The sequence below is a fragment of the Bacillus sp. FSL R5-0439 genome (assembly GCF_038008805.1).
Taxonomy (GTDB): domain Bacteria; phylum Bacillota; class Bacilli; order Bacillales; family Bacillaceae; genus Bacillus; species Bacillus safensis.
Genome location: NZ_JBBOZW010000001.1, coordinates 2,866,482 through 2,879,368, shown reverse-complemented (window position 1 = coordinate 2,879,368; position 12,887 = coordinate 2,866,482). Strand labels below are relative to the sequence as shown.

The 12,887-nt window shown below is 41.3% G+C and carries 8 protein-coding genes; 6 read left to right on the top strand and 2 right to left on the bottom strand.

Annotation, left to right across the window (positions count from 1 at the left end; genetic code table 11):
- Window positions 1-55: 55 nt before the first annotated feature.
- Window positions 56-1,192: an alanine dehydrogenase gene (ald, locus tag NST59_RS14910; protein WP_064498094.1), complete on the bottom strand. Its 1,137-nt coding sequence runs from the start codon at window positions 1,190-1,192 to the stop codon at window positions 56-58.
- 110 nt (window positions 1,193-1,302) lie between these two features.
- Entirely contained in the window at window positions 1,303-2,532 is a 1,230-nt protein-coding gene (locus NST59_RS14905; RefSeq protein ID WP_039181162.1) for a PucR family transcriptional regulator, read from the bottom strand.
- A 407-nt stretch (window positions 2,533-2,939) separates the two neighbouring features.
- On the opposite strand from NST59_RS14905, the gene NST59_RS14900 reads away from it, so the two are divergent.
- The 6 genes from NST59_RS14900 (at window position 2,940) to essA (ending at window position 12,792) form a co-directional block, all read left to right on the top strand.
- Window positions 2,940-3,233, top strand: coding sequence for a WXG100 family type VII secretion target (locus NST59_RS14900; protein WP_003213769.1), 294 nt, complete (start codon window positions 2,940-2,942; stop codon window positions 3,231-3,233).
- A 95-nt stretch (window positions 3,234-3,328) separates the two neighbouring features.
- On the top strand, window positions 3,329-3,568 hold the full coding sequence (locus NST59_RS14895) for an EsaB/YukD family protein (protein WP_003213579.1): 240 nt from the start codon (window positions 3,329-3,331) through the stop codon (window positions 3,566-3,568).
- 14 nt (window positions 3,569-3,582) lie between these two features.
- On the top strand, window positions 3,583-4,896 hold the full coding sequence (gene essB, locus NST59_RS14890) for a type VII secretion protein EssB (protein ID WP_268465242.1): 1,314 nt from the start codon (window positions 3,583-3,585) through the stop codon (window positions 4,894-4,896).
- Window positions 4,897-4,947: 51 nt separating this feature from the next.
- Window positions 4,948-9,423, top strand: coding sequence for a type VII secretion protein EssC (essC, locus tag NST59_RS14885; RefSeq protein WP_341040794.1), 4,476 nt, complete (start codon window positions 4,948-4,950; stop codon window positions 9,421-9,423).
- Complete coding sequence (esaA, locus tag NST59_RS14880) at window positions 9,420-12,317, top strand: type VII secretion protein EsaA (RefSeq protein ID WP_341040792.1); 2,898 nt, start codon at window positions 9,420-9,422, stop codon at window positions 12,315-12,317. The genes essC and esaA overlap by 4 nt, the downstream gene beginning before the upstream one ends.
- Window positions 12,307-12,792, top strand: a complete 486-nt coding sequence (gene essA / locus NST59_RS14875; RefSeq protein ID WP_341040791.1) for a type VII secretion protein EssA — start codon at window positions 12,307-12,309, stop codon at window positions 12,790-12,792. Before esaA ends, essA begins: the two co-directional genes overlap by 11 nt.
- Window positions 12,793-12,887 lie beyond the last annotated feature (95 nt).

The following is a 12,887-nucleotide window of genomic DNA, read 5'->3' as shown; positions in this document are numbered from 1 at the left end:
TGTTTTTATTTAAGGTTAACAATAAAACCCGCCCATCAAGAGGGCGGGGAGTAGATTAAGCTTCGGTCATAAAAGTGGCATCGATGGCTTTGCTGACAGGTACGTAATCATAGCCGAGATCACGAGCAACCGCTTCGTACGTGATATGTCCGTTCATGACATTGACACCTTCTGCGATGGCTTTGTTTTCTCTAATAGCTTTTGCAGCGCCTTTATTCGCAATTTGCAGTGCATATGGAACAGTGACATTCGTTAACGCAACAGTTGATGTCCGCGGAACCGCACCTGGCATGTTGGCGACAGCATAATGCAATATGCCGTGTTTTTCATAAGTAGGTTGGTCATGGGTTGTGATATGATCAATGGTTTCGACAATGCCGCCTTGATCAATCGCTACATCTACAATGACAGAACCAGGTTTCATTTGTTTCACCATTTCTTCTGTCACAAGTGTCGGTGCTTTGGCACCAGGAATCAGCACAGCACAAATGAGAAGATCTGCTTCACTGACTGAATCTGCAATGTTGACAGGGTTGGACATTAACGTTTTCATTTGATGGCCAAATTGGTCGTCCAGCTGACGCAGGCGTTCTGCATTTACATCAATCAGGGTGACATCTGCGCCAAGTCCGATTGCCATTTTCGCTGCGTTTGTTCCAACAACTCCGCCGCCAATAATGGTGACCTTTCCTCTTGATACCCCTGGTACACCTGCAAGTAAAATACCCTTTCCGCCTTTTGGCTTTTCTAAAAATTGTGCACCAATTTGAGCGGCCATTCTGCCTGCTACTTCAGACATAGGTGTGAGAAGAGGGAGTGATTTTCCGTCCGTTACGGTTTCATAAGCAATGGCTGTAACGCCTTTTTGTTTTAATGCTTCAGCCAAGGAGGGCTCTGCGGCTAGATGCAGGTACGTAAATAAGATGAGTCCTTCTCTGAAATAAGGATATTCCTCAGGTAATGGTTCTTTTACTTTCATGATCATATCAGAAGATGCCCATACATCTTTCGCCTGATCAAGAATCTCTGCACCAACAGATACATAATCGTCATCAGTGAATCCGCTTCCAAAACCAGCGTTTGTTTCAATTAAAATCTGATGTCCAGCTGAAAGCAATTGAGAAGCTGCTCCTGGTGTTAATGCCACTCGGTTTTCATTGTTCTTAATTTCTTTCGGAATGCCGATGATCATGTTTATTCCTCCTATGCTTATCTATTGATATTGTATGTCTAGTGTATCCTGAAAGTTTAGAAAATTCTTCGGTTGAAATAAAAAATAAAAAAACGCCTCTTTGTGAAATTTCACAAATGGACGTTTTTTAGCTTCATATCAAGGTATATGGTCATTTTCTCATTCATGTTTTTTAAATCAATTTCTGCGATGTCTGTAATCCGTTTTAATCGATAATTTAAGGTATTGATGTGGATATTTAATTGCTTTGCGGCAATATTGGCATTGCTGTCACAGTCAATAAACCGTTCAAGTGTTTCGACGAGGTTGGAATGATGCCTCAGGTCGTAATCCTCCAGCTTCGATAAAGAGTAACTGGAGTAAGAAGAGCCCTTTCGCTTCTCAGCAAGCACATCAAGGTATTGATAAATGCCTAGTTCAGAAAAGCTGTTTAAACGTTCTGTTTCAACTGGAAAGCGTTCTTTCGTTTTTAATACAGCCAGTGCTTCTTTATAGGAAGGCTGAATTTGAGATATGTTATCGTAAATTCCTCCAATTGCTGCCTGAACATGCTGAATATGATACCGGTCCGCAAGCTGCTGCAGCATGCCGCTTGTGAATTGTTTAATATCTTGAAGTGGATGTTCTGTTTTTGGTGAGACAAGAATAATGAATTCGTGAAAATCAACAGTCGTTAACAATACCTGTACTTGCTGTGTTGTTTCAAGCAGATAGGACAGCTTTTTTTCTGTCTCCTCTGTGAGTTCGTCACGAAGACGGAAGATGATGATGGCATATGTGTCTGGACATCTGATGCCAAGTCTTAAAAAAAGGTCAAGCATCTCATCCTTTTCATGAATATGACCCGTGAGCATTTTCCAGAAAAGCTCCTGATTGCGTTCCTCTGTTTTCGTTTTTCGAATTTGTAAATTGAGTAATTTGTTTTTCACGGCATGTGCTGCCATTTTGAGAAGGTCCATTTCTTCTTCTGAAAATGGCTGCGTAGATTCAATCGCCCAAATAAATCCGAGCACTTCTTTATCCTTCCAGATGGATATGGCGACCCTGCTAGATAAACCCACCTCTGCAATTTGAGGGACACGAAGCGGTTCGTCTGTTTTAAGGAGTGTAGGAATGATGCCGTCCTTCCAAAGCCGATTGATGACTTTTTCCGGTACCCGGCGGGAGATAATGGTTGAAGTTCTGGCGGGATCAGTAAAATCATTGTGTGTACTATATGCCAATAATCGATGATGAGTATCTTCTATAGTAATAGGGCAATTGAGCACATCACTTATTTGGTCTGCCACATCCTCTAAACGATCAAGACTATACTTAAACGGATCTGTCTTTTTTGTCATAAAAAACCCCTGCTTTTTCGAATATTTCACGTACTTACATTATGAAGAGAATGAGGTACGTAAATCAACAAAAAACTGCCATAAACTTAAAAAAACAAAAAGTTGTGAGAAGCAAGCAAGTGGATGTTGAAGCACGATGAAAAAGAAATAGTACAATAATAACGTAGTAAAAAATCAATAGGCGGAAAGGTCCACCGAAGTCGGTGGATACTTATTAAGAATATATGACCAAAAAACTGTTAAATACTAGATAAAAAGCGAAAAACCAGTAATTCTATAGACTCATTTTGTAAAATAAAAACAGATTTGTTTGACTGTGTATCATTTCTGTTTTTATAATAATAACGTCAAAAAATAAGTGGATTAGCCCATTATATGGCGGCTATGCACGGGAGGTAATGAGGAATATGTCAGGAATTATTCGCGTAACCCCAGAAGAACTAAGAGCGACCGCTAAGCAATATGGTGTTGAAAGTCAAGAAGTGTTAAACCAAGTTGATCGTCTAAATAGAATGATCTCTGATTTAAAAGGAATGTGGGAAGGTGCTTCTAGTGAAGCATTTGCTGATCAATACGAACAGCTTAAGCCTTCATTTATCAAAATGTCTGATCTATTAACAGATGTCAGCAATCAGCTTGATCAAACGGCAAATACACTTGAAAGCACTGACCAAGACATCGCAAGCCAAATCCGCGGCTAATCAAGGGGATTTCCTTTCTAAGTGTGAAAAGCAGAAACAGCGCCGAGTCTGTCAATGGATGCCGGCGCTCTTTCTATTTTGTGAGGTGGAAATTTGTGTATATCGATATTACCATCGACTTAAAAAATTATGATGGCAGTGTGTTTGATTTGAGACTATCAAATTATTTACATATTAAACAAGTCATCCATATCGCCTGGCAGGCAAAACAAATCTCGCTTCCAAAGCGGGAAGGCGGATGGGTGCGAGTAGTCAATAAGAAAGCTGTGTTTTCAGGCGAATATAAGCTGTCAGACTGCGGGATTACCACAGGAGACAGGCTGGAAATACTATGAAAGGACTTTTGTAAATGGCAGATAAAAAGAGTTCCTATTTAGAAGAACAATTAGAAGCAGTCATGAAAAAAGAGGGAGGCACCTATACCTTTATTTTTCAAAAAGAGACAATTAAACTCTTAGACGGTTTAGAAGCGGCACCGATCAAAGACATCAACCCTTCATTTCAGAAAGAGATTCAATTAACTGAAGATGAGGTCATCATTTCTATTCAACCGCCTCCTGCCTATCAGGAATTTCGTTTCATCCATGCAAAGGATGAAAAAAGCAAATGGATTTTTTCGTACCAGCTTGTCGATGCAGTTCTTAAACACGACGTGAAACGGCTGCATCCTATTGTTTCTCCTGAAAACATTGTTTTTCATCAAGGCTTAGCTCCTGCATTTTTGCATTATGGAGTCAAAGAAAGCATCCCGCCATATGAAACTGATGAACATCGCCTGTTAAAAGAGGTCAAGGCCGTCGTTCTTCGAGTGGTTGACCATGAATATCAATTTCAAGAATATGTGGCTTACAATGAAACGTTGAAATTATCTGAGCTGGCAAAAGAAATTAGTGAAACGAAGTCGCTGGAAGAATTGTCAGCTTTGATTGAGCAAAAGATCAAAGCAATCGATACGAAAGAAAAAACGCTATTAACCATCCCTAAAAAGAAATGGAAGATTGAGCGATACATCGGACTAGGTCTGCTTGTCCTATTAATCCCTGCATTGGTGTACACCATTTACACCTTCTTTTTTGCCATGCCAAAACAAGAAGCATACGTCGAGGCAAACAAATATTATCTCAACAAGCAGTACAGTCAAGTGGTGGATACGTTAGAGAAATATCCAGCCAATAAAATGCCAGTCTCTCTTCAATATGAACTGGCCATTTCGTATGTACAAACGAATCAAGGCAGCCTCTTACTTGATCAGCATAAAAAAGAAATCACAGAAACGTACACATTACAGACAGATCCGCAATACTTCCTATTCTGGATTCATATTGGACAAGGCAATAGCAAGGAAGCACTTGATATTGCACGGGTGCTTGGAGACGACAGGTACATATTCACGGCACTCGTCGCCTACCGCAATGAAATTCAAAACGATGACAGCCTTTCTGCTGATGAAAAACAAAAACAACTAGATCCAATCATTAAAGAAATGGCGAAATATGAAGAAAAAGAAACAACCGAGACAAGCACAAGTGACTCCTCGGGCGCAAGCCAAACAGATGAAACAGCTGAACAAAAAGAGCAGTCAAAAGCCGATCAAGAGAAAAAAGAGAAAGAATCTGAAGCGAAAAAGAAAACCTCTCAGACAAAAAAAGATGAGAAAAAATAATTCTTTCGATACAACTGACAGTTGGTGCTGTCCGATGAGGAGGTGGAGCGTTTGAGTCTTCTTTGGGTTTTTTATGAGGAGGATTATCAAACCGTCCGTTTAGATGAGCAGTTCAATCGAGAAGCTCTGATTGGACCTGAAATAGAGCATACGGTGACAATCCCTTCACTTTCATTTGATGAAGGGACAATTCGTTTATCTCCTGATGAACCGAATGATGGTTTTACTATTTATCAGGGGAATGAGAAGAAAGGCAAATTACTTCCACATGAACCATATCAGCTTGGTTCACTCACATTTATTTTAATGGATGCACATCATGATCAGCATATTTATTACCTAGGAAATAGAGTTGAGCTATCTTTTTCACGTGATGAGAAAGATGAGGTCGATGTGTGGAAAGAACAAGCTCATTCCATGTTTCAAGATGCCAGCCAGTTCACTTTAGAGAAAATCGAAGGAACATGGTATGTCATGCCTCAGGACGAGACGATTTACGTGAACGGAAAGAAAATCAACGGTCCAGAGAAGGTTTATGCCGGAGATGAGCTGTTCTGGAACTTTCTGACGGTGACATTTATAGATGATGATTTATTACAGGTGACAGCTTACGAACCTTTTCAAACACGCTTGGAAAAAACAAGACCGCCAAGCACAGAAACAAAACAAAAATACCCTTCATACAGACGTACACCGCGTTTGATTTATGATTTACCAGATGACCGGGTATCCTTTAGCTTTCCTTCGCAGGAGAGTGAAAATAACAGCAGAGGGCTTTGGCTTGTTGTCCTTCCGCCGCTTGTCATGCTCCTTGTGATGGGGATTGTCGCCCTTATCCAGCCGCGCGGAATCTTTATTGTCGTGTCGATGGCGATGTTTATCATGACGTTAATTACATCGTCCGTTCAATACTTTAAAGAAAAATCACAGCGCAAAAGACGAGAAGAGAAGCGGCAGCGAGTCTATTCTCTTTATTTAGAAAATAAGCGGAAAGAGCTGCAGGAGCTGTATGACCGCCAGCAATATATTTTGACGTATCATTATCCGTCATTTGAACAAATGAAATATTTAACATCAGAAATCAGCGGCCGCATTTGGGAAAAGACGCTTGTGAGTGACGACTTCTTGCATCTGCGTCTTGGAACGGGCGCAGTTCCATCAAGCTATGAATTATCGATGAGCGGCGGCGATATGGCCAACCGGGATGTTGATGACTTAATGGAACAAACGCAGCACATGCAAAAAGTATATCGTGAAGTGAAGAATGTCCCGATTACATTCGGTCTTGCGGATGGTCCAACAGGATTAATTGGGAAGCCTGCGATTGTGAAAAATGAGCTTCATCAGCTTGTCGGGCAGCTTGCTTTCTCGCACAGCTATCACGATTTGAGATTTGTCTTTATCTTTCATGAGCAGGAGTATGAGAACTGGGAATGGATGAAATGGCTTCCGCACTTCCAGCTGCCTCATACATATGGCAAAGGGTTTATTTACAACGAACAAACACGCGATCAGCTGTTGTCCTCAATCTATGAAATTTTACGTGAGCGTGATTTAGAAGAAGAAAAAGAGAAGAAAATCTTTACGCCTCATTTTGTGTTCATCGTGACAAATCATGAGCTCATTGCCGAGCATGTGATTTTAGAATACTTAGAAGGCAGCCGGACAGATCTTGGCATTTCCATCATCTTTGCAGCAGAAACAAAGGAAAGTTTAGCTGAAAATATTTCGACGCTTGTCCGTTATATTAACGAAGAAGAAGGAGATATTCTCATTCAGCACAAGAAGGCAGTAAGAATTCCGTTTCAGCTTGATACACATCAGCGCGGGGACAATGAACTGTTTGCCAGAACCCTGAGAACATTAGATCATCAAGTCGGTATGACCAATTCGATTCCTGAGACGGTCTCATTCCTTGATCTTTTCCATGCCAAACAGGTAGATGACATTGGCATTCGTGAAAAATGGCTGACTTCAGAAACGGCCAAATCATTATCAGTGCCAATCGGTTATAAAGGGAAAAACGACATTGTCGATCTGAACTTGCATGAAAAAGCACACGGCCCGCACGGACTATTGGCGGGAACAACGGGATCAGGGAAAAGTGAATTTTTACAGACGTATATTTTATCGCTCGCTGTACATTTTCACCCGCACGAAGTTGCTTTCCTGTTGATTGACTACAAAGGAGGCGGAATGGCGCAGCCGTTCCGAAATATTCCTCATTTACTTGGAACGATCACCAATATTGAAGGCAGTAAGAACTTTAGTGAAAGAGCGCTTGCCTCAATTAAAAGTGAATTGAAGAAAAGACAGCGGCTGTTTGATCATTATCATGTGAATCACATCAATGATTATACGAAGCTCTATAAGGAGAAAAAGGCTGAGCAGGCAATGCCTCACTTGTTCTTAATCTCTGATGAGTTTGCTGAATTAAAAAGTGAAGAGCCAGACTTTATTAGGGAGCTTGTCAGTGCTGCACGTATCGGCCGAAGCCTCGGGGTCCATCTTATCTTAGCTACCCAAAAGCCAGGCGGGGTCATTGATGACCAGATTTGGAGTAACTCCCGCTTTAAGGTCGCACTCAAAGTGCAAGATGCGTCAGACAGTAAGGAAATTTTGAAAAATAGTGATGCAGCGTCCATTACCGTCACAGGCCGCGGCTATTTACAAGTGGGCAATAATGAAATTTATGAATTGTTCCAATCAGCTTGGAGCGGTGCACCATATATGGAAGATGGCTACGGGTCAGAAGATGATATTGCCATTGTGACTGATACTGGTCTTATTCCGTTATCAGGAGTAAGCACAGAGCCAGCAGTGAAAAAAGAGACAGTGACGGAAATTTCTGCTGTTGTGGATGAAATTGAACGTATGCAGCAAGAGCTTGGAATTGAGAAGCTGCCAAGTCCATGGCTTCCACCGCTTGAAGAGCGGATTCCAAAAACACGGTATGCGTCGAGTGAAGAGCATGTCTTCCATTTTGCGCTTGTCGATGAACCAGATCAGCAAAGCCAGCATCCACTTTCTTATCAAATGATGGAAGATGGGAACATTGGCATCTTTGGTTCCTCCGGCTACGGCAAATCACTTGCTGCTACAACACTATTGATGAGCTTTGCGGAGAGGTATTCACCTGAAGAATGGCACGCATATATTTATGATTTCGGAAACGGAACATTGCTTCCGTTAGCCAAACTGCCACATACGGCGGATTATTTCTTAATGGATCAGATGAGAAAGATTCAAAAATCAATGAAGCGTCTGCGGGAAGAGGTTGAATATCGCAAGCGGTTATTCAGACAGCAAGAAATGAGTCATATCAAAATGTACAATGCCTTAAATGAGAAAAAGCTTCCGTTCATTTTTATCGTGATTGATAACTTTGACATTGTCAAAGACGAAATGCATGATCTCGAATCTGAATTTATTCAGCTGAGCCGTGACGGACAATCACTAGGTATATACTTCTTGATTACAGCTACTCGGGTAAATGCAGTGCGTCAATCGCTGATGAACAATCTGAAAACTAAGATTGTCCATTACTTAATGGATCAAGGAGAGGCGTACTCGATTATTGGCAGACCGAAATTCAGTTTAGAGCCGATCCCAGGACGAGTGATTATCAACAAAGAAGAGCTTTATTTTGCGCAAATGTTTCTGCCAGTTGAAGGAGAGAACGATCTAGAATTGTTTGAGCATCTGAAACAAGAGATACAGCTTCTTCATGACCGCTTTGAAGCAGCCGAAAAACCAAAGCCTGTGCCGATGCTTCCTGATAAGCTGACAGTTTGGGAGCTTGAGAGTCGTTTAGATGAACAAAAACCGCCTTATGACATTCCAGTCGGATTAGATGAGGAATCTGTGGCACCTGTTTATTTTGACTTGAAAAAGAATAAACATTGCCTCATCATCGGTCAAACGCAGCGCGGGAAAACAAATGTGACAAAGCTAATGCTTGATCAGCTTTTAGTGGCAAAGCCTGAAAAACTGGCTGTCTTTGATTCGATTGATCGAGGTCTATCCCATTATGCAAAAGAAGAGAACATTGATTACCTTGAAACAAAGGATGATATCACGGAATGGGCAGAAGAAATGGACCGCTTATTCAAGGTGCGGGAAGAGATGTATGTCGAAGCTGTACGCCGAGGGGAGACCGATCAGCTGTCATTTCCTCAAATTGTGCTTGTGATTGATGGCATTACGCGTTTTCAGCAGACGATCGATCCGCGTCTTCAAGATCAATTGGCTGATTTCATGAAGTCATATGCGCACTTAGGCTTCAGCCTGATTGCATCAGGGAATCATACCGAGTTCAGTAAGGGTTATGATGCACTCACAAACGAAATCAAACAAGTTCGTCATGCCATGTTACTCATGAAAAAATCAGAGCAAAACATCATACCGCTTCCGTATGCAAGACAAGAACCAGACATTCAGCCAGGCTTCGGCTATTTGGTTGAAAACGGGAAAGAGAAGAAAATCCAGGTTCCTTTATGTGCGGTAGAAAGGAAGAGTGTTCAATGACAGAGCAGCAAAAAAGCTCCATCAAAATCATATCCACCATGATATTAATTCTTGTGCTGCCGGTTTTATTTTTCCACCTGATTGGAGATGATCCGGCAAAACAGAAGAAGAATGCCACACGAAATATTGCGGTGGTCAATGAGGATATGGGGGCGAGTGAAAGTGAAAACACGGCTCGTTTCGGACAGGATGTTGTGGCAGCATTGTCAGAGCGTCCTGATTATACATGGACTGTAGTGAATCGCAGCGCGGCGGAAAATGGACTGAAAAACAGAAAGTATGACGCTGTCCTTTATATTCCGTCTGACTTCTCTAAAAATGTGCTGAGCTATGATAAAGACCATCCGGAAAAGGCATCCATTCAATTTTCGATTCAAGATCAGCTCAATGCAGTCAATAAAGAGAAAGTGCAAAGAGAGCTGGAAAATGCGCAAAAGAAAATGAATGAACAGATGTCAACGCTATACTGGAGTTTTGTATCACAGGAAATTGGCAATGTGAGAGAAGAGTTTGAGCATATTGTCGGCAAAGAAGTCGAATTCCAAAATACGATGTACAACTTCTATAAACCGAACTCGAACAAATTATCAGATGCCGTACAGCAGCAGAAGAAACAAATAGAAGAATTAAAAAATGCAATGGCCGATTCACAGAAACAATATAAAGACGGCTTGAGTACAACAGAAGAAGCAAAGAACCAGTTAAAGGACTTTGTGAAAGTAGTCGATCAATACCAGCAGTATCAAGACAAACAAAAGGATCTCTTGATCAAAGCGCAATCAACAAACCAAAAGCAAATTCAGCAAGGGCTTAAGCAGCTCGCTGACATTCAAAACCAAAATGCCCGCAGCTTTAGTGATCAAATGGGCGGACTCAAAACAGACATCAACGGGGTACAAAGTCAGCTGAAAACAACTGACAGCGCTATCCAATCTGTTCAAAAGTCGAGAGAAGAGGCTATTCCTAAGCAATCAACGGGATTAACGGAACTTGTGAAGACGTCTCAGGAAGAACTGATTAAAAAGTATGAAGAGCGTTACTTAGAAGATTATCGAAATAAAATATCAGCCCTGCAGACAAAGCTATTAGCAAAAAGGCAAGAGTTAATGGACGAGTCGGAACCGCCAGTTGATTCTGATGATGACGGGCCATCAGACCAAGATAATGAAAACCCAGAAGAGATTGGGATTAACTTAGATGAAGAAACAAATGAACTCTCACAAATTTCAATAGAGATGAATGAGCTTGCGGATCAATTAGGAGAACCGGAAACACCGCCTTCGACTGAAGATGGGGAACAAGGTGAAAGCGGTGAAAATCCTGCTCAGCCAGATACCAGTAGTAAGAATTCATCGCAGGATGACCTAAAAGCACTCTCAACTCGCTTAGATGAAGTGAAAGAGAAAATTCAAGAAAAAGCTGCTGCTCATAATGACGAATTGAAAGATAAAGTGAGTCAAATGAGTAAAGAGCTTGAGAGTCTGACGAAAAAAGTAGATAAACTTGAAAAGATGATTCTATCGTTACAAGATCGATATAATGTCATTCCAAATGAAATCAAAAATCAGGAATCATCCATTGTCAGCAAAGTAAAAGAGCTGAAGCGCAGAAATTCACCGATTAGTAATGTCTTTAGCGATAATCTTTTTGAGAAAAAATTTGAAACGAAATCAACAAGAACTAAAAAATTAATGGACTATTCAAATCAACTCTCTCAGCTAGAGCTGATGATTGCAAATGTCTATCAACCATCTAATAACTCTTCTCTATATGACACTAAAGGAGAAGAAATCCAATCCATCCTCTCCATCAAAAAAGAAGAAACAGAAAACTGGGATAAGCTCAAAAACCAGATGCTGACATCAAACGATGATGTGTCTACTTTTATTGATGAGATGCAGAAGTTTTCAGATGGTTATGCAGAGTACATCACGACTCAGCAGGCAAGCATGGAACAGGAATTACAGACAATTGCTGAAAGTGCGGACAATGTAGCTGAGCAAATGGCTGATCAAGGAGATGCGGTATATACAGCAGACCTTGCAGGCAGTTCAATTGTTGTCAGTGCACAGGATTCAATTGGTCAGGAAGTGCTTCGTCTTTCTGAAAATATGAGTTCGTTAACCGACCGCCAAAAAGGGGTGGCGGATTATACGAATAACATTGAAGAGAGTGTCACAACAGTACAAGAAAAAGCAGATACGCTGAATGAAAACTGGAGCAAGAATGTCGACTCTACAAAACTTGTTCAGCAAGATTTAAAGGGTATTTTAGGAAATACATTAAGTGATCAAGGCAACAGCAACTATGTGTATAACCATTTAGCCAATCCGCTGAAAATCAGCGGCGATGTGCCGGAAGAAAAAACGCAGACTGTACCGCCGGTCGTCATTTTGGTCATTGTGATGATCAGCAGTTTGTTAATTGGCTTTTTCAGCTCGTATTATGCGTCAGCTCCGATGCTGGTCAAAGGTGCACTGTTTGGCATCTTGAATCTATTAGTCGGACTCATGATCAGTTTGTTTGGACTGAACATTTACAAACTTGCAGATGATCAAGCCATTCAATGGTCGATCTTCACCATTTTGTTATTAGTGGCGTGCTCTGCCTTTATTCGCACGGCCTTCCTTTTCGGTTCCATTGCCGGATGGATGGCAGCAACGGCGCTTATTTTCTTCTTTGTCGCACCGTTAATTGATTTGGTGATGCCGAATTTCCACTTTACCAATCCAGTGACAGACGTGTACCTGTCGATCCAATATGGAAATGGAGACACCTTTGGAATGGGCGTCATAGGGTTAGTGATTTTAACTGTCCTTTTCATGGTCGTACCGCTTGTGAAAAAGCTATGGAAAGATAAAACAGAGGAACGTGATGTGACTCATGAAGCTTAATCTATTCGTGAAAGGGGCGGCACTCGCTGCCGTTTCCCTTTTTCTGCTCATCCCTGCCGCTTTTGCTGCTGGTGAAGATACGGATACGAATGTCAAGCCGAATGAATATCAGGAAAAGGAGCTCAATATTAACTCGAGTATATTGAGGGATCAAACGAAATATGAACAAAGTAAAACAACGTCAAAGGTCAAAACAGACATTCATTTTGCTGAACCGCCTAAAGCCCCGGGTGGATCTCTTTCTCCGCAGCTTTTCAGTGATCTAAAAGAGAACCCACCCAAAACACCAGCTCACATGATGAAAGAGAAGAATATCTCTTTTAGTGATTCGGCTGTATCAGCACCTTCTGAGGATGAACATGAGAAGCAGACATCAGCACTGCTTCCGATTATCTTTGGTTTCTTGATAGCCCTTGGTCTCGTCGTGATGATTATCCTGATTCCAAAGGTGAATGCGAAGGCTGAAAAGAAATAGTCTGTCTCTTTTAAAAGAGGCAGGCTTTTCTTTATGCAGATTGCTTGATGTCCCACCGTTTCACTACGTAAAATAGTGATATCAAGGGAGGAGAT